The following is an 18,377-nucleotide window of genomic DNA, read 5'->3' on the forward strand; positions in this document are numbered from 1 at the left end:
ATGCGACAAATATTTCTGCTAATCCTGTTGTTCATCGTCGGCCAGTGGTTGGTGAAGGCGCTGCGTCGTCATGACGCGCAGGCGTCTCAACGCAGTGGCGCGAACGGCGACGCGAGTGCCAAAGGCGCGAATGGCGGTGCGCGCGCTGCCGCGCCGGCGCAACTCCCCGAGCCGATGATCCGTTGCGTCGAATGCGGCGTGCACGCGCCGAAGAGCGATTCCGTGGTGGTGGCGGGGCAGCCGTTCTGCAGCGCCGCGCACGCGCAGCGTCACGGTGCTCGACCCACGGGCCGCGACGCTCGATGAGCGTCGAGTTCGCCGTCGACGCCGACGGTTGGGTCGCCGCCGCGCGCAAACTGCCATCGCCGAATTTCGAAGCGCGGCCCGCAGGGGCAGTGCCGACGCTGATCGTTGTTCACAACATCAGCCTGCCTCCCAACGAATTCGGCGGCACCGCGATCGCCGAGCTGTTCCTCAACACGCTCGATTGCGATGCCCATCCCTACTACGACTCGCATTTGCGCGGCGTGCGGGTGTCGGCGCATTTCGTGATTCATCGCGACGGCGCGCTCGAACAGTTCGTGTCGTGCAACGAACGCGCGTGGCACGCCGGGCCGTCGAATTTTTTCGGCCGCGAGCGCTGCAATGATTTCTCGATCGGCATCGAGTTGGAGGGCAGCGACAGCACGCCTTTCGAAGCGGCTCAGTACCTCACGCTCGGTGCGTTGGTGAGCGCGCTCAAGGCTCGCTATCCGGTCGAAGCGCTCGCCGGTCACTCGGACATCGCCCCCGGCCGCAAGACCGATCCTGGGCCGCATTTCGAGTGGTCGCGTCTGCAGCGCGACACCGCGCTCGACGCTCAGTATTTCCCCTATCTCAAGTTTTCCAAAACGCGGTAACGACCCTTCGCGCGACTTCGCGTGATGCGAGGAGAGCGAGGCGCTGCCTTGTTCTCCGGGGAGTCGGCTTCGCGCCGCGCTAAGCAAAAGTCAAGACATCGAAAGTAAATATTTCGATTTGACCTGTCTCGAATCTCCACTATACTTGGTGCCACAAATCCAGTTGCGCACTACATCTTGTGGTGTTCTGTGCATAACCATGTGAATAACCGGGTGCACAACTGGGTGAACAAGTCAGCGGCGTCCGCTCTCCGAGCACGGCGCCGCAAGCATTTCAGGCAGCGAAAAAATATTCCTGTGGCGTGGCCGGAGAGACCACCGGCGGCATCCAGAAGCATTCAGGAAAGGGGCTTGGCAAGTGATCGCGACATACACGATGAAGACCGTTATCAATTCGAACCAGGCTTCATCGCACTCGCATCCCGCCAGCCGGCTCAGCCGGTCCCTTTCCTGCACCTCATCGCTTGCGCACGCGGCGGCGCAGCGTTCGTTTTAATCCGCGGATCTTCCCGCAACATTTCCAGGACCAGGAGCTTTGCACATGCAAACCACCGACAACGTGACGACCCGGTACGAGGGCTCACCGACTGGCCAGGCCTTCGGCCAGGCACAAGGCGCACAAGCGCTCGCGCCGCAAGCGACCTTCGCCGACTACAAGGTGATCCGCCGCAACGGCAGCGTCGTGTCGTTCGAACCGTCGAAAATCGCCATCGCCGTGACGAAGGCATTTCTGGCCGTGAACGGTGGTCAAGGCGCCGCGTCGGCGCGTGTGCGCGAACTGGTCGAGCAACTCACGCAGAACGTGGTGCGCGCACTCGTGCGCAGCCGTCCGAACGGCGGCACGTTCCATATCGAAGACATTCAGGATCAGGTCGAACTCGCGCTGATGCGCGGCGGCGAGCACAACGTCGCGCGTGCGTACGTGCTGTATCGCGAGAAGCGCACGCAGGCGCGCGGTCATGACGATCAGATCGTGGCGAACACGCCGGGTCTGAACGTGACCGACAACGGCGTCACGCGTCCGCTGGATATGGCTGCGCTGCGCGGCATCATCGAACTGGCTTGCTCGAACCTGGGCGACGCCGTGAGCGCCGATCCGATCATCGCGGAAACGGTCAAGAATCTGTACGACGGCGTGCCGATGAGCCAGGTCTACGACTCGGCGATCCTGGCTGCCCGCACCATGATCGAAAAAGATCCGGCTTATAGCCAGGTCACCGCGCGCATCCTGCTGCACACCATCCGCCGCGAGATCCTCGAAGAGGAAGTCACGCAAACGGAAATGGGCGAGCGTTACGCCGAATACTTCCCGCAGTTCATCAAGCGCGGCGTGCAAGCCGAGCTGCTCGACGACAAGCTGCTGCAGTTCGACCTGAAGCGCCTCGGCGCCGCGCTCGACAACAACCGTGATCTGCAGTTTGGCTACCTCGGCCTGCAAACGCTGTACGACCGCTACTTCCTGCATCACGACGGCGTGCGCATCGAAATGCCGCAGGCATTCTTTATGCGTGTCGCGATGGGTCTGTCGCTGAACGAGATCGACCGCGAAGCGCGCGCGATCGAGTTTTACAACGTGCTGTCGAGCTTCGACTTCATGTCGTCCACGCCTACGCTGTTCAACTCGGGCACGCGCCGTTCGCAACTGTCGTCGTGCTACCTGACCACCGTCGACGACGACCTCGACGGCATCTACGAAGCGCTGAAGGAAAACGCGCTGCTGTCGAAGTTCGCCGGCGGTCTGGGCAACGACTGGACGCGCGTGCGTGCGCTCGGCTCGCACATCAAGGGCACCAATGGCAAGTCGCAAGGCGTCGTGCCGTTCCTGAAGGTGGTCAACGACACGGCGGTCGCCGTGAACCAGGGCGGCAAGCGCAAGGGCGCGGTGTGCGCGTACCTGGAAACGTGGCACCTGGACATCGAGGAATTCCTCGAGCTGCGCAAGAACACCGGCGACGACCGTCGTCGCACGCACGACATGAACACGGCGAACTGGATTCCCGACCTGTTCATGAAGCGCGTGATGGAAGGCGGCGACTGGACGCTGTTCTCGCCGTCCACCTGCCCGGATCTGCACGACCTGTTCGGCGCCGATTTCGAGAAGGCTTACACGGCTTACGAAGACAAGGTCGCGCGCGGCGAGATCAAGCTGTTTAAGAAGATCCCGGCGGCGCAACTGTGGCGCAAGATGCTGGGCATGCTGTTCGAAACCGGCCACCCGTGGATCACGTTCAAGGATCCGTGCAATGTGCGCTCGCCGCAACAGCACGTCGGCGTCGTCCACTCGTCGAACCTGTGCACGGAAATCACGCTGAACACCAGCGACGCCGAAATCGCCGTCTGCAACCTGGGCTCCGTGAACCTCGTCGCTCACCTGAAGGAACAGGCCGACGGCACGCTCGTGCTCGACCACGACAAGCTGAAGCGCACCGTCAGCGTGGCGATGCGCATGCTCGACAACGTGATCGACATCAACTATTACGCGGTCGCCAAGGCGCGTAACTCGAACCTGAAGCACCGTCCGGTCGGCATGGGCATCATGGGCTTCCAGGACTGCCTGCACCTGCTGCGCACGCCGTACGCGTCGGAAGAAGCGGTCAAGTTCGCCGACACGTCGATGGAAGCGGTCTGCTACTACGCTTACTACGCGTCGACGGAACTGGCGCAGGAACGCGGCCGCTACTCGAGCTACCGCGGCTCGCTGTGGGATCGCGGCATCCTGCCGCAAGACTCGGTGAAGCTGCTGGAGCAAGCGCGCGGCGGTTACGTCGAAGTCGATTCGAGCGAGTCGATGGACTGGACCGAACTGCGTTCGCGCATCGCCACCTACGGCATGCGCAACTCGAACTGCGTCGCGATCGCGCCGACGGCGACGATCTCGAACATCATCGGCGTGTCGGCTTGCATCGAACCGACCTTCCAGAACCTGTATGTGAAGTCGAATCTGTCGGGCGAATTCACGGTGGTCAACGACTACCTGGTGCGCGACCTGAAGGCGCGCGGCCTGTGGGACGAAGTGATGGTCGCCGACCTGAAGTACTTCGACGGCACGCTCTCGCGCATCGATCGCATCCCGGCCGACCTGCGCGCGATCTACGCCACCGCGTTCGAAGTCGATCCGAAGTGGCTGGTCGAAGCGGCTTCGCGTCGGCAGAAGTGGATCGACCAGGCGCAGTCGCTGAACATTTACATGGGCGGCGCGTCGGGCAAGAAGCTCGACGAGATCTACAAGCTCGCCTGGGTACGTGGCCTGAAGACGACCTACTACCTCCGCACGATGGCGGCGACTCACGTCGAGAAATCGACGGTGGCGCACGGCGCGCTGAACGCCGTGAGCTCGGGTGGCGGCGAAGGTTCGGGCGGCGCTGCGGGTGGCGCGGCCGGTGGTTTCGGTGCGAACAATGGCGCGGCTGGTGGTGCCGCGGGTGGCTTTCAGGCTGCAGCGGCCACGGCAGCAGTCGCGGTTGAAGCAGCGCCGGAAGCGGATGGTCCGGTGTGCATGATGCGTCCGGGCGATCCTGGCTTCGACGAGTGCGAAGCTTGCCAATAAGAAGCACGCAGGTAGCAGGATCGCTGCTTGCTGACAGGTTGTAGGTAATGACCCGAATGCAGCGAGCAGCGAAGCTGAAGCAAGTGAAGTAGAAGTGAAGCCGATGAGCGGCGCGGCGAGTGAAATCCGAGGCGCGCTGTTCATCGCAACGCAGCGAGGCGACGCAGTGAAGCGACGCAGTGAAGCAAGGCAGGTCACTGAAGTCTTGAAGCGGTCACTCGGCAATCAGCTGTCGGCAGCACCAGACGAAGCGCGCGACACAGTGCGCGCAGCAAACGCTTCGATCGATGGGTCGATCAACGCAGCCGGCCCGATGCATCGCTCGACATGGCATTGAACTTCACCTCGCCGGCACTGACGAATAGGCAAACGCGAGGCAAACGCGAGGCAAACGCGAGGCAAACGCGAGGCAAACGCGAGGCAAACGCGAAGCACTCGCAGGGCAAGCGCGAAGCAAGCGCGGACCATCGCGACGAGCAACGCGAGTCAGCAGTCAGCAGTCGCAAGACGCTACAGGCACGCTCCGCAATACAGATAGATAGAGCAGCGAAACGTCGCATCGACACGTTGCTCTTCGAGCTCGCGAAGCACCTCGACGACACACGTTCAACACGCTCCACATGAGGTGATGCACACACTCCGTTGAACAAAGTGTTGTATGAACGTAGCAACGCGAATCGAAAACAGGATTTTTCATCAGCGAACTCTTTTATCGCTCGTGAAAAGATGGTACAAACCGTTCTAAATTGATGGTGACATTTATGCTCAACTGGGATGACGAGATCACTGCCGTAACTCCCTCGAGCGCTACGCAACAGAATGTGTTGCGCAACGCTGCGGGATCGGCTGTCGGTTCGCAAGTCGGAACGCGTTCCGCTCCTCATGCTCCCTCGGCTCAAGACGTTTTCGCGAACGACATCGCTGTCGCTCCCGTCGCTCACGCTGTTACCGGAACGGCTGCCGTTTCGGAAGCGCGGGTCAACGTCGCCGACAAGCGCATCATCAACGGCCAGACCGACGTCAATCAGTTGGTGCCGTTCAAATACAAGTGGGCTTGGGAAAAGTATCTGGCTGGTTGCGCCAACCACTGGATGCCGCAAGAAGTGAACATGTCGCGCGACATCGCCCTCTGGAAAGACCCGAACGGTCTGACCGAAGACGAGCGCCGCATCGTCAAGCGCAACCTGGGCTTCTTCGTCACGGCCGATTCCCTCGCCGCCAACAATATCGTGCTGGGCACCTACCGCCACATCACGGCGCCCGAATGCCGCCAGTTCCTGCTGCGCCAGGCGTTCGAAGAGGCGATCCACACGCACGCCTACCAGTACATCGTCGAATCGCTGGGTCTCGACGAAGGCGAAATCTTCAACGCGTATCACGAGGTTTCCTCGATCCGCGCGAAAGACGAATTCCTGATTCCGTACATCCACGTGCTGACCGATCCGGCCTTCAAGACCGGCACGCTCGAGGCAGACCAGACGCTGCTGCGCTCGCTGATCGTGTTCGCCTGTGTGATGGAAGGCCTGTTCTTCTACGTCGGCTTTACGCAAATCCTGGCGCTCGGTCGCCAGAACAAGATGACCGGCGCCGCGGAACAGTACCAGTACATCCTGCGCGACGAGTCGATGCACTGCAACTTCGGCATCGACCTGATCAACCAGATCAAACTCGAAAACCCGCAGCTCTGGACGGCTGAGTTCCGCGCGGAAATCCGCGAGATCTTCCAGCAAGCGGTCGAACTTGAATATCGTTACGCAGAAGACACGATGCCGCGCGGGGTGCTCGGCCTCAATGCGTCGATGTTCAAGAGCTATTTGCGCTTCATCTGCAACCGCCGTTGCCAGCAGATCGGTCTCGATCCGCTGTACCCGAACGAGGAAAACCCGTTCCCGTGGATGAGCGAGATGATCGACCTGAAGAAGGAACGCAACTTCTTCGAGACGCGAGTGATCGAATATCAGACTGGCGGCGCGCTGACCTGGGAGTGATCCGGGTTCGTGCTGCAGATGCATTCATCGATGGGGATGCCGTCGGCTTGGGCCGCGGCAATTTTGGCTAGGAGCAGAATCGCCTGATGCAAAGCATGCCCGGTGCGCCGCGTGCCTTCGCGGCCCACAACTATGACAGGCACTTTGCGAACCCTTCAGTGGGATGGGCAAACTTCCCCCCGGAAAAAGCCGCTGGCGTCGTTGCCGGCGGCTCGATCAAGCAATTGCCGGCGTTGAGCCTCAACGCCGAACAGATCTGGCGCGCGGTGCCTTTTGGCACGGCGCGCCTTACCGCATTCATTAGCGTAAGCGCGCAGCACCTGCGTACGCCGATGAATAGCCCGCTTCGTAGCGCGCGCCCTGAGAAGCGTCCGCGGGAAGCGGGTTTTGACGAAGGGTGTAGTTTGAACTGACTCTCATCTGAAAACCTGAAGGAGAAAATGATGGCAACTGCAAAAAAAGCCGCCGCAAAGAAACCCGCAGCCAAGAAGGTCGCAGCAAAGAAGGCTGCTCCGGCCAAGAAAGCTGCTCCGGCAAAGAAAGTCGCTGCCAAGAAAGTGGCAGTGAAGAAGGTCGCAGCGAAGAAGGCAGCACCGGCCAAGAAGGTTGCAGCGAAGAAAGCTGCTCCGGCCAAGAAGGCTGCAGCCAAGAAAGTCGCAGTGAAGAAGGTTGCTGCGAAGAAGGCTGCACCGGCTAAGAAAGCCGCAGTGAAGAAGGTTGCAGCAAAGAAGGCAGCACCGGCCAAGAAGGCTGCAGCGAAGAAGGCTGCACCGGCTAAGAAGGCTGCTGCGAAGAAGGCTGCGCCTGCGAAAAAGGCTGCTGCTAAAAAGGCTGCGCCCGCGAAAAAGGCTGCCGCTAAAAAGGCTGCGCCTGCCAAGAAGGCTGCCGCGAAGAAAGCCGCTGCTCCTGCCAAGAAGGCTGCCCCTGCGAAGAAGGCTGTCGCCAAGAAGGCGGCTCCCGCACCCGCAGCGACTTCTGTCTCGAGCGCACCGGCGGCGACGGTGAAGACCGCGCTGAACCCGGCAGCGGCATGGCCGTTCCCGACGGGCAGCCGTCCGTAATCCGGACGCTGAGCGGTAGAAGTACTTCGACACGTCGCATGATGTGTCCGATGATCGAGTAGCGCTTGAGTAGCGTGATGAGCGCTACTCGGTCAGTCCCGTTGCCGGTTTCCGGCGACGGGATTTTTTTCGCCCTGCGAAATCACCCGGCGAAATCGTCAGGCGAAGTCACCCGGCGAAAACGTGCAGGCGAAAAAAAACGCATGCACAGGGGAGGGCATGCGTGTGAGGTCGTCGCGGCGGCTGACAGCCTCGCCGCGCGAGAGGGGAAACTTAGTGCGTGACGCGCGTGACGCCGCCGCTGGAAAGCAACCGTACGCGTTCGCCGGCGCGGAAGATTTCGCCGGTGGCGCTTTGCGTGATGGCGCGCATGTCGCCGTTATCGAGCCGGACGGTGATCTCGAGACCGTCGTGCACCGCGACGCCGTTCTCGACCGCATTGCCGGCCACCGCGCCTGCCAGGCCGCCAATAATGCCCGTGACGATCGCGCCGGTGCCACCACCGATCCTGCTGCCGGCCACCGCGCCCAGAGCGCCGCCACCGATCGCGCCGAGACCGCTCGGCTGACCATTGTTCGAACTGATCTTCACGGCGCGCACGCTATCCACCGTGCCCATGCGGACCGTTTCTTCGCGCTGCGCCTGCGACGCCGTGTACACGTCCGCGGAACTGCTGTTGTACGCACACCCCGACATGGCCAGCGAACCGGCAATCAAGGCGGCCACGATCAGGCGACTTGTTATTCTCATTCCCTAAACTCCAATAGCTCTCGGTATTACGGCAGGTCGTATCCGAACGCCTGCTTGAACCGCTCGTTGATCTCGGCCCGGCTGGGCGCGTAATTTTGCGGGCCCTGATGTTCGATCTTCAGCGCGCCCATCAGGCTCGCCAACCGCCCGGTGGTGGCCCAGCCGAGCTTATTCTCGATGCCGTACAGCAAGCCGCCGCGAAACGCGTCGCCGCAACCTGTCGGATCGAGCACTTGCTGTGCCTTCACCGCCGGAATCTCTTCGATGCTGCCCGCGTGATGGATCTGCGCGCCATGCTCGCCGAGCGTGACGATCAGCGCCTCGACCTTGCCGGCGATCTCTTCGATCGACCAGCCCGTTTTGTTGCTCACCAGTTTGGCTTCGTAGTCATTGACCGCTACATAAGTGGCGAGTTCAATCATGCGCCGCAGCGACTCGCTGTCGAAGAGCGGCAAGCCCTGACCTACATCGAAAATGTACGGGACGCCCGCAGCCGCGAGATGCTCGGCGTGCTGGATCATGCCGTCGTAACCGTCCGGCCCGACGATGCCGAGCGTGATGCCCTTGGCCTGATCAGCGCGATTCAGATGCGACTGCATCATCGCGCCCGGGTGGAACGCGGTGATCTGATTGTTTTCCAGGTCCGTGGTGATCATCGCCTGAGCCGTGTACGTGTCCGGCACCACCAGCACGCTCTCCGTCGACAGCCCGAGCTGCTCGAACCGTTCCATATAGAGCTGCGCGTCGACCGAGCCGAGCGTGCCCATGATGCGCGCGTCGCCGCCCAGCAGATGCAGCGAGTAGGCAATGTTGCCCGCGCAGCCGCCGAACTCGCGGCGCATGGTCGGCACCAGAAAGCTGACGTTCAGGATGTGGACCTGCTCCGGCAGGATGTGCTCCCTGAACCGGCCTTCGAAGGTCATGATGTTGTCGTAGGCGAGCGAGCCGCAAATCAGCGTAGCCAAGGCGAGCGTTCCTGTAAAAACGATAAAGAGAATGGGCGCGACGATGTGACAGCGCCGCGCATGAAGCGCGGCGCCGGGTTCGTGCGCGAAGGCGTTACTTCAGCGCGGCGAGGGCTGCGTCGTAGTTCGGTTCGTTCTTGATTTCGCCGACCAGTTCGGCGTGAACGACCTTGTCGTTCTCGTCGATCACCACCACGGCGCGTGCCGTCAGGCCGGCCAGCGGGCCGCTCGTTACGTCGACGCCGTAGGCTTGCGCGAACTCATGGCCGCGGAACGTGGACGCCGTGACGACGTTCTCGATGCCTTCGGTCGTGCAGAAGCGCGACGCCGCGAACGGCAGGTCGCCCGACACGACGATCACGACCGTGTTGGTCAGCTTGGCGGCGGCTTCGTTGAACTTGCGGGTCGAGGTGGCGCAGGTCGGTGTGTCGAGGCTCGGCACAATGTTCAGCACTTTGCGCTTGCCGGCGAAGTCGGCGAGCGACACCGGCTTCAGATCCTTGCCGACCAGCGAGAAAGCGGGAGCGGCCTGGCCCACGGACGGGAACGTGCCGGCTACTTCGATCGGGTTGCCACCCAGCGTAACTTGACTCATGTTGTCGTGCTCCGAAAATTCGTCAGGATTGACGGTGAACGCGCCCGGTGAGTGCCGGGCGCGCGGGAAAGCGTTACGGATAAAAAATCTGTACGCGGAAATTGGAAGCGACCGCATTGCCCGTGTCGAGATGCACGATCATGGTCTGGGTCGTATGCGCGGGCAGGCCGGCGGCGATCTGCGTGCCGGGCGGAACGTAGTCTTGCGGCCACAGCACGCGGCGCACCGCGACGTTGTTCTGGTCGTCGAGCAGCGTGAGTTCGATGGCCGGGTAGGCGAGCGCGATATTGAAACGGTTACGCAGCGGCATCTTCAGTTCGAGCTTGTGCGGACCGTCGATCTGCCGCAGATCGGACGGCTCGACCTGCAAGCCGTCGATGTCGTGCGGCGGCGCAACCTGGCAGCCGAGCGTCAAGCAGGCCTTCGCATAGAGCGTCTGCGAGCGCGGGAAATAAACCATCACCGTTTCGCGTTGCCACCAGGCGAGTTGCGCGAGCAGCGCGACGATCAACAGCGCCGCCACCACCGAACCGGCGATGATCCAGCCCATGCGCCGCGGTTCGGCCGGGCGGGTTTCGCGCACCACGGGGAAGGGATCGGGGCCGTCGTCGATCGGCTGCACGGAGAAGGGTTCGCCGCTGGCGGAGACGGGACCGGTAGCGGCGGCGCCGGCCGCGGCAAAGGCCGCCGCGCCTGCGCTTGTAGCCATCGGCGCATCCGGTCTGGTTGTGCCTGCGCCGGCCGGACCGAAGCCGGCCGGACCCGCGCCGGCCGCGCCTAAGCCGGCCGCACCTAAGCCGGCCGCACCGAAACGCGGCTCATTGTCAGGAATGCCATACAAGGTAGCCGGCTCGTCCAGAACCGGCTCTTCGAGCGGTTCGCTCGGCGCCGTATCGGGGGCGCGCTCGGTCTTGTGCCAGACACGCGGCGCTTCGGTATCTTCCTCGGGCGGGTCCAGGTGATACGCGAACGGGTCGAGCGGCGCGTCCGCCAGCACCGGTTCATCGTCGGGCGGAAGTGGCGCGTTGGATGCGCCGGGTTGCAGTTCGGGCTCCGTAGCGTGGCGCGGCGTGACGGCGACGCCCGCGCCGGTCGAGACCGGCGAGAGCGGCACATTGCCGGCGTTGTGGCGCAGACGCTTGTCGATGGCGGCATCGGGTGCCGGCGCCCACGGATCCCATGCTTCGGCGCTGAAGTCGGGGCTTTTCGGCCGCACGCCCGAGAGCGCTTCTATCGCCGCAGCGACCGGTTTAGCGGTCGAAAAATCACCGCCTTCGCTAACGTCGAACAGACTGCTCGATGCGTCGAATACTTCGTGGCAATGTCCGCAGCGCACAAGGCCGCGGCGCAGCGCAAGCTGTTCCGTTTGCAGACGAAAAACGGTTTCGCAGAAGGGGCAACGCGTCGCCAGGAGCATATTGAGCCGATGAGCCGGAAGGCCGTTGGTTGGACAATACGCCTTATTCTAATGGCTTTCGCGACGCGTTCCCGACAGGCATACCCAACCTTCGTGTTCGCGCCATACGCTGATGTCGATCCACCGTGAGTAGACCTGCGCGACCTCGTCCGCTTGCCGCGCCAGAATGCCGGACAGCGCGATCTTGCCACCCGGCTTGACCTTCGACGTAAGCATCGACGCCATCAGTTTGAGTGGGTTGGACAGGATATTGGCGACCACGATATCGAACTCGCCGGTCGGGCATTCGTCGGGCAGGCCGTAGATGACTTCCGCGCGGTTGCGCTCGCTATTGTGACGCGCCGACTCGACCGCTTGCGGATCGATGTCGATGCCGTACACCGGATTCGCGCCGCACTTTTTCGCGAGGATCGCGAGAATGCCGGAGCCGCAACCGTAATCGAGCACGGACTGCTCGGGCTGCACCGACTGCTCCAGCCATTCCATGCAAAGCCGCGTGGTGGGATGGCTGCCGGTGCCGAAGGCGAGCCCAGGATCCAGCTCCAGCACCAGTGCATGGGGGTCCGGCGCATCGTGCCAAGACGGCACGACCCAGATGCGTTCGCCGATCTTGATCGGATCGAACTGCGACTGCGTGAGGCGCACCCAATCCTGATCTTCGACTTCACGCACGGTGAACGAAGGCGCCGCCGGGAGGCCGATTTCATTGGCGGCGGCAGTGAGCAACACCGCAGGGTCGTGTTCCGGCGCGACCAGCGCGATCACGCGTGATCGCTGCCACGCCGTGCGATCCGGCGTGAGACCGGGTTCGCCGAACAGCGGCTGCTCGTCGGGCGTGTCGGCGTCCGCATCTTCAACCGATACGGACAACGCGCCCAACTCGAGCAGCGCGTCGGAGAATTCCTCCGCCTGCTCGCGTGCCAACTCGGCGATCAGTTCCCGGTAGCTCATGGGTTACGCTTCTTCCGGCGCGGCCTGCAGCTTCGCGGCCAACCGGTTTTCGAGGTAATGAATGCTGGTGCCGCCTTCGACGAATTTCGCGTCCAGCATCAGCTCGCGGTGCAGCGGGATGTTGGTCTGAATGCCTTCCACCACCATCTCCGACAACGCGATGCGCATGCGCTTGATTGCCTGTTCGCGCGTGGCGCCGTAAGCGATCAGCTTGCCGATCATCGAATCATAGTTCGGCGGCACGAAATAGCCATTGTAGGCATGCGAGTCGACGCGGATGCCGGGGCCGCCCGGCATGTGCCACGACGTCAAACGTCCCGGCGACGGAATGAACTTGAACGGATCTTCCGCGTTGATCCGGCATTCGATCGCGTGACCCTTGAACACGATGTCGCGCTGACGGAACGCGAGCTTCTCGCCGGCCGCGATGCGGATCTGTTCCTGCACGATATCGACGCCCGTGATCAGTTCCGTGACCGGATGCTCGACCTGCACGCGCGTGTTCATTTCGATGAAGTAGAACTCGCCGTTTTCGTACAGGAACTCGAACGTACCCGCGCCGAGATAGCCCATCTTCTTGCAGGCGTCCGCGCAACGGTCGCCGATGCGGTCGATCAGGCGGCGCGCGATACCCGGCGCCGGCGCCTCTTCGATCACTTTCTGGTGACGGCGCTGCATCGAGCAATCACGTTCGCCCAGCCAGACCGCGTTCTTGAACGAGTCAGCCAGCACCTGAATTTCGATGTGCCGCGGGTTCTCCAGGAATTTCTCCATGTAGACCTGCGGGTTGCCGAAAGCACGGCCGGCTTCTTCGCGAGTCATGTTGACCGCGTTGACCAGCGCCGCTTCCGTGTGGACCACGCGCATGCCGCGGCCACCGCCGCCGCCGGCGGCCTTGATGATGACCGGATAGCCGACCTGGCGGGCAATCTTCACGATCTCTTTCGGATCGTCCGGCAACGCGCCTTCCGAACCCGGCACGCACGGCACGCCGGTCTTGATCATGGTCTGCTTGGCCGTGACCTTGTCGCCCATCATCCGGATCGTTTCCGGGCGCGGGCCGATGAAGGTGAAGCCGGACTGTTCGACACGTTCGGCGAAGTCGGCGTTTTCCGAGAGGAAGCCGTAGCCGGGGTGAATCGCTTCGGCGTCGGTGACTTCCGCCGCGCTGATCAGCGCGGGCATGTTCAGATAGCTCAGGTTCGAAGGCGCCGGGCCGATACAGACGGCCTCGTCGGCGAGCTTCACGTACTTGGCTTCCTTGTCGGCTTCGGAATAAACGACGACCGTCTTGACGCCGAGTTCGCGGCAGGCGCGCTGGATACGAAGCGCGATCTCGCCACGATTGGCAATGAGGATTTTTTCAAACATAGCGGTTTTTCGACTCATCAATGGGCGCCGGGTGATCACAACGCCGGCTGCCTCAGAGGATCGGTCGCGCGCCTGGGAACGACGGGCGCGCGGGCGGCATGCGTAAAGCGTGCCGCGTCAGCCGACCACGAACAGCGGTTGGCCGTACTCGACCGCCTGGCCGTTTTCGACGAGGATTTCCTTCACCACGCCGGACTTGTCCGACTCGATTTCGTTAAGCAGCTTCATTGCTTCGATAATGCAGATCGTCTGGCCTTCCTTGACCGTGTCGCCCACCTGGACGAACGGATCGGCACCCGGCGACGGCGCACGGTAGAACGTGCCGACCATCGGCGAGGTCACCACATGGCCTTGCGGCGCGACGGCGGCCGGCGTAGCCGGCGCGGCTGCGGCAGCCGGCGCTTCGCCACCGATTGCCGGTGCCGGCTGCGCGTATTGCGGCGCATATGAGGCGGACGGCTGCACGTAAACCGGCGGCGCATTCTTGACGATGCGGACCTTGCCTTCGCCCTCGGTCACTTCGAGTTCGGAAATACCGGACTCCGAGACGAGGTCGATCAGAGTTTTCAGTTTACGTAAGTCCATCAGGCAGCCCCTTTAATGCGAAAAGTGCCGGCGCATACGCAGCCGGCGCAAATTAGACGTGTTTGGAATCAGCCGCGCGACGAGCCGGCGGACAGCCGGTCGAGCGCGAATTCGAGCGCGTACATATATCCCTTCCAGCCGAGACCGCAAATCACGCCCTCAGCCTGGTCGGAGAAATACGAGTGATGCCGGAACGGTTCGCGACGATGCACGTTCGACAGATGAATCTCGACGAACGGGATGCCGACCCCCGCCAGTGCGTCCCGAATGGCCACGCTGGTATGCGTGTACGCGGCGGGATTGATCAGTATGAAATCGGTTTTTTCAGTCCGCGCGGATTGGATGCGGTCTACCAGAGCGCCTTCGTGATTGCTCTGGAACGACGCGAGTTCGACGCCTGCGTCCGCCGCGCGGTCCGCCAGCGCATGATCGATCTGCGGCAAGGTCACGCGACCGTAGACCTCGGGTTCCCGGGTGCCGAGAAGGTTGAGGTTGGGTCCGTGCAGTACCAGCAGTCGCGTCATGGTCGCTTCTTTTTCCGTGGAATTGGGCGCACTTTAGCGCTGATTAGAGAAACTTGTCTAGTTTTGCGCACGTACGGATCGATGCCGGCGGCGCTTTGCCGCCGCGCCGGGCGCCCATCTTCTCTCAAATCCCCGGGATTTGCGCGTATTTTCGCGCCTTCCGCGGGTAATCGAGCGTCGGAAGAATGTGAAATTTAGAGCGCGTCGAGCGTTTGTTTCAGCGCTTGCGGGTCGATTTGTCCCAATTTTGTCGAGCGAATGTTGCCATTTGCGTCGATTACGACGGTAAACGGCAGCCCGCCCGCAGTATTGCCGAACGCACGCGCGAGGTCGGCGCCGCCGAAGCCGGTGATGTAGATCGGATACGCCACTTTTACTTTCTGCAGGAACGCCTGAACGTTCTTCTCCGAATCGACGCCAAGTCCAACGAACTGGATGCCTTTTTTCGCGTAATCGCGCTGAAGCTGCGACAGAGCCGGCATTTCCTCGACGCAAGGCCCGCACCATGAGGCCCAGAAGTTGACGACGATTGGGTGCCCTTTGAGCACACTTAGCGTTTGTGGCTTGCCGTCCACCGTCGTGACGGGGGCGGTCCAGAGTTGCCCGACTGCGCTTTGAGAAGAGGTTGGCTGGGCGGCGTGCGCGACTTCTGCGACGCCGCCGTTCAGCAAGTGGTTGGCCAGTACCCCGCCGCCCGCGGCGACGATGGCGACACACGCGCCCGCCAGAATCCGTCTCGTATTCATCTTGGTCAGTCTAGTTGGTTGTAGGAGCGACGTCGCTGCCGTCGAGCAGCGTCTGCACGGCCTGCAGATTCGCGCGCGCCGTGCGGCCGCGCGCGTCGGCGCGTACCGCGCCGCGCAGGTCGTCCGTTTCGTAGAGCGCCACGTGCACGCCGACCGGCTCCGCGTCGCGGCCTTCATTCGTGGGGCGCCACAGGAAGCTAAGCGTCTCGACATAGCCGCGGCCGGCGAAATGCCGCGTTTCCGAGACGTCGTACTGAATGTCCGCGTTAAGAAAATAGATCGCGACTTCTTTGGGGTTGTCGCAGAACACCTGAAGGTGGATATCCGAGTGCTCGCCGGCGGTGCCGCCCAGCACCGCGCCGGTCAAATAAGGGTTGAACGGCGCAAGCCGTTCCATCCAGTCGACCGCGATGCGGCGCAGCCGCCGCAGCAGCGCGGGCTGGCTGTCGCCCTGGAATAGCGACTGATACTCGCGGATTTCTTCTTCAATCTGGTCGTTATCCGGCAGCCATTCGCCGGCAACACGGCTCTCGCCGATCACTTGGCGGGCGGCTTTGCGCTTCGCCGTGGCGTAGTCCAGACCGTCTTCGGCGATCAGGCGGGCAGCTGCGATGGCGATTTCCTCGCGCACGCGCTGCGGATCGAAGTGTGATTTGCGAACCATCCCTCGATCATACTAGAGATTGGCGACGGCCTTTCCTGGCGGGTCGCGCAGCGCGCGGGGCGCGGCGGCGCGGGCGCGCACGCATAGGGTGATCGAAAGGCGTCGGTTACAATAGCGTCCTTTGCAGACGGTCGTTTCGGCCGCTCTTCTGCGCTCCCATCCCTCTCGGGAAAACCCCGGGCCTCGCCCGCTTTTCTTGCCCCCTCGGGGGACCGGCGCGAAGCGCCGGATTAGTAGGGGCTCTTCCAGGAAAAACGCCCGCGCGGCACGACAGGCTTATGCACATCCACATCCTCGGTATCTGCGGCACGTTCATGGGCGGTCTCGCGGTCCTCGCGCGCGGCGCGGGCCACACCGTGACGGGTTGCGACGCCGGCGTCTATCCGCCCATGAGCACCCAGCTCGAGGCGCAAGGCATTGGCCTGATTGAAGGCTACGACGCGGACCAGTTGAACGGCCTGAACGCGGACCTGTTCGTGATCGGCAACGTGGTCTCGCGCGGCAACCCGCTGATGGAAGCCATTCTCGACCGGGGCCTGCCGTACACCTCCGGCCCACAATGGCTCGGCGAGCATGTGCTGAACGGCAAATGGGTGCTGGCGGTGGCCGGCACGCACGGCAAGACGACCACCAGCTCGATGCTGACCTGGCTGCTCGAAGACGCCGGCCTCAATCCGGGTTTCCTGATCGGCGGCGTGCCGCTGAATTTCGGCGTGTCCGCGCGGCTGACCGATTCCAGCTTCTTCGTGATCGAAGCCGACGAGTACGACACGGCCTTCTTCGACAAACGCTCCAAGTTCGTCCACTACCGGCCCAAGACCGCGGTGCTGAACAACCTCGAATTCGATCACGCCGACATCTTTCCGGATCTGGGCGCGATCGAAACGCAGTTCCATCATCTGATCCGCACCGTGCCGGGCATCGGCCGCGTGGTCACGAATGGCCGTGAAGACGCGCTCGAGCGCGTGCTGACACGCGGCTGCTGGAGCGAAGTGGAGCGCTTCGGCGTGCAGGGCGGCTGGCAAACCTTGCCGGCGGAAGACGGCGTGCCGGTCGACGAGCGCTTCGCCGTGTATCACAACAGCAAGCGCGTCGGCGTGGTCGAGTGGGAGGTGCAAGGCGAGCACAACCGCATGAACGCGTTGGCCGCGATTGCCGCCGCACGCCATGTCGGCGTGCCGCCGGCGCAGGCCGCCCGGTCGCTGGCGAGCTTTCGCAACGTCAAGCGGCGCATGGAAGTGCGCGGCAGCGTCGACGGCGTGACCGTGTACGACGACTTCGCGCATCACCCGACCGCGATCGATACGACCGTGGCCGGCTTGCGCGCCCGCGTCGGCCGCGACAACACGCGAATTCTCGCCGTGCTGGAACCGCGCTCGAACACCATGAAGCTCGGCGTGATGAAGGCGCAATTGCCGGCCAGTCTCGCCGACGCCGACCTCGTGTTCGGCTACGGCGCGCCGAGCGGCCGCGACGCGCTCGGCTGGAATCTCGGCGAGGCGCTCGCGCCGCTCGGCGGCAAGGCGCAGGCTTTCGACAATCTCGACGCGCTGGTCAAAGCGGTAGTCCACGCAGCGCGCCCCGGCGACCAGATTCTGGTGATGAGCAACGGCGGCTTCGGCGGCGTGCATCAGAAACTGCTCGACGCCCTTTCCGCGCGAGGCGCTCCGTGATCCTTTATCTGCACGGTTTCCGCTCGTCACCCAATTCGTTCAAGGCGCGCGTGCTGGCGGCGCGGCTTGTCGAACTCGGCCGCAGCGACGAATGGTGTTGTCCGACGTTGCCGGTTTCGCCGTTCGAGACCGTGGCGCTCGCCGAATCGCTGGTGGACGCGGCGCAGCCGAAAGTCGTCACGCTGATCGGCAGTTCGCTCGGCGGCTATTTCGCCACGTATCTGGCTGAAAAGCACGGTTGGCCGGCGGTGCTGCTGAACCCGGCGGTCGTGCCGCAGCGCGATCTGAGCGCCTATCTCGGCGAGCAGCCGTTGTGGCACGGCGGCGGCAGCATCGTCGTCGAGCCGCATCACCTGGATGAGTTGCGCGCGCTCAGCGTCGCCTCGATCACCCGGCCCGAACGCTATTATTTGATGGCCGCGACCGGCGACGAAGTGCTCGACTACCGCGAAATGCTCGCGCACTATCCCGGCGCACGGACTACGCTGATCGAAGGGAGCGACCACGCGATCAGCGAGTTCGCGCAATACGTCGACGACGTGCTGGCCTTTTGCGACGCGGAAGACATTGAGCCGCCGGCGCCGCGCGAAGCCGCTTGATGTTGCATTCAGTCACGTCATGCCGGGCGTTCCGGCAGCGCG

Annotated in this window: 18 protein-coding genes; 8 read left to right on the forward strand and 10 right to left on the reverse strand. The window is 63.0% G+C overall.

Going from position 1 to position 18,377, the window contains the following annotated elements; translation table 11 throughout:
- The 6 genes from B0G71_RS00540 (at position 1) to B0G71_RS00575 (ending at position 7,495) form a co-directional block, all read left to right on the forward strand.
- The gene (locus B0G71_RS00540) at positions 1-306 is read left to right on the forward strand and encodes a PP0621 family protein (RefSeq protein ID WP_116139050.1); all 306 of its coding nucleotides are present in this window, start codon (positions 1-3) and stop codon (positions 304-306) included.
- The gene (ampD, locus tag B0G71_RS00545; RefSeq protein ID WP_116139052.1) at positions 303-899 is read left to right on the forward strand and encodes a 1,6-anhydro-N-acetylmuramyl-L-alanine amidase AmpD; all 597 of its coding nucleotides are present in this window, start codon (positions 303-305) and stop codon (positions 897-899) included. The genes B0G71_RS00540 and ampD overlap by 4 nt, the downstream gene beginning before the upstream one ends.
- A gap of 541 nt (positions 900-1,440) precedes the next feature.
- Positions 1,441-4,446 carry a ribonucleoside-diphosphate reductase subunit alpha gene (locus B0G71_RS00550; protein ID WP_116139054.1) on the forward strand — a complete coding sequence of 1,002 codons (3,006 nt, stop codon included), beginning with the start codon at positions 1,441-1,443 and terminating at the stop codon, positions 4,444-4,446.
- Between the two features lie 761 nt (positions 4,447-5,207).
- On the forward strand, positions 5,208-6,434 hold the full coding sequence (locus B0G71_RS00565; RefSeq protein WP_106285193.1) for a ribonucleotide-diphosphate reductase subunit beta: 1,227 nt from the start codon (positions 5,208-5,210) through the stop codon (positions 6,432-6,434).
- Between the two features lie 86 nt (positions 6,435-6,520).
- Positions 6,521-6,847: a hypothetical protein gene (locus tag B0G71_RS00570; protein ID WP_116139060.1), complete on the forward strand. Its 327-nt coding sequence runs from the start codon at positions 6,521-6,523 to the stop codon at positions 6,845-6,847.
- A 30-nt stretch (positions 6,848-6,877) separates the two neighbouring features.
- On the forward strand, positions 6,878-7,495 hold the full coding sequence (locus B0G71_RS00575; protein WP_012434386.1) for a histone H1-like DNA-binding protein: 618 nt from the start codon (positions 6,878-6,880) through the stop codon (positions 7,493-7,495).
- A 273-nt stretch (positions 7,496-7,768) separates the two neighbouring features.
- Here B0G71_RS00575 and B0G71_RS00580 read toward each other — a convergent pair whose 3' ends face one another.
- The 10 genes from B0G71_RS00580 to B0G71_RS00625 all read right to left on the reverse strand — a co-directional run bounded on the left by B0G71_RS00580 (position 7,769) and on the right by B0G71_RS00625 (position 16,063).
- Positions 7,769-8,245, reverse strand: coding sequence for a glycine zipper 2TM domain-containing protein (locus tag B0G71_RS00580; protein ID WP_116139062.1), 477 nt, complete (start codon positions 8,243-8,245; stop codon positions 7,769-7,771).
- Positions 8,246-8,271: 26 nt separating this feature from the next.
- The gene (locus tag B0G71_RS00585; protein WP_116139064.1) at positions 8,272-9,210 is read right to left on the reverse strand and encodes a carbohydrate kinase family protein; all 939 of its coding nucleotides are present in this window, start codon (positions 9,208-9,210) and stop codon (positions 8,272-8,274) included.
- A gap of 94 nt (positions 9,211-9,304) precedes the next feature.
- The gene (tpx, locus tag B0G71_RS00590; RefSeq protein ID WP_106285197.1) at positions 9,305-9,805 is read right to left on the reverse strand and encodes a thiol peroxidase; all 501 of its coding nucleotides are present in this window, start codon (positions 9,803-9,805) and stop codon (positions 9,305-9,307) included.
- 73 nt (positions 9,806-9,878) lie between these two features.
- The gene (locus tag B0G71_RS00595; protein ID WP_116139066.1) at positions 9,879-11,222 is read right to left on the reverse strand and encodes a zinc-ribbon and DUF3426 domain-containing protein; all 1,344 of its coding nucleotides are present in this window, start codon (positions 11,220-11,222) and stop codon (positions 9,879-9,881) included.
- 48 nt (positions 11,223-11,270) lie between these two features.
- Entirely contained in the window at positions 11,271-12,173 is a 903-nt protein-coding gene (prmA, locus tag B0G71_RS00600) for a 50S ribosomal protein L11 methyltransferase (protein ID WP_116139068.1), read from the reverse strand.
- A 3-nt stretch (positions 12,174-12,176) separates the two neighbouring features.
- Positions 12,177-13,544: an acetyl-CoA carboxylase biotin carboxylase subunit gene (gene accC, locus B0G71_RS00605; protein ID WP_106285200.1), complete on the reverse strand. Its 1,368-nt coding sequence runs from the start codon at positions 13,542-13,544 to the stop codon at positions 12,177-12,179.
- Between the two features lie 117 nt (positions 13,545-13,661).
- A complete protein-coding gene (gene accB, locus B0G71_RS00610) occupies positions 13,662-14,129 on the reverse strand; it encodes an acetyl-CoA carboxylase biotin carboxyl carrier protein (protein ID WP_106285201.1) in 468 nt (155 codons plus the stop codon).
- Between the two features lie 68 nt (positions 14,130-14,197).
- Positions 14,198-14,653, reverse strand: a complete 456-nt coding sequence (aroQ, locus tag B0G71_RS00615; RefSeq protein WP_116139070.1) for a type II 3-dehydroquinate dehydratase — start codon at positions 14,651-14,653, stop codon at positions 14,198-14,200.
- Positions 14,654-14,847: 194 nt separating this feature from the next.
- A complete protein-coding gene (locus B0G71_RS00620) occupies positions 14,848-15,399 on the reverse strand; it encodes a TlpA disulfide reductase family protein (RefSeq protein WP_116139072.1) in 552 nt (183 codons plus the stop codon).
- Positions 15,400-15,409: 10 nt separating this feature from the next.
- Positions 15,410-16,063 (reverse strand): UDP-N-acetylmuramate--alanine ligase, encoded by a 654-nt coding sequence (locus tag B0G71_RS00625; protein WP_116139074.1) that lies wholly within the window; start codon positions 16,061-16,063, stop codon positions 15,410-15,412.
- A gap of 278 nt (positions 16,064-16,341) precedes the next feature.
- Between B0G71_RS00625 and mpl the strand changes: the two genes are divergently transcribed.
- Positions 16,342-17,736 (forward strand): UDP-N-acetylmuramate:L-alanyl-gamma-D-glutamyl-meso-diaminopimelate ligase, encoded by a 1,395-nt coding sequence (gene mpl / locus B0G71_RS00630; RefSeq protein WP_116139076.1) that lies wholly within the window; start codon positions 16,342-16,344, stop codon positions 17,734-17,736.
- Entirely contained in the window at positions 17,733-18,335 is a 603-nt protein-coding gene (locus tag B0G71_RS00635) for a YqiA/YcfP family alpha/beta fold hydrolase (RefSeq protein WP_116139078.1), read from the forward strand. The genes mpl and B0G71_RS00635 overlap by 4 nt, the downstream gene beginning before the upstream one ends.
- Positions 18,336-18,377: the final 42 nt, after the last annotated feature.

It is taken from the genome of Paraburkholderia sp. BL27I4N3, from assembly GCF_003386115.1.
In the GTDB taxonomy this organism is placed as follows: domain Bacteria; phylum Pseudomonadota; class Gammaproteobacteria; order Burkholderiales; family Burkholderiaceae; genus Paraburkholderia.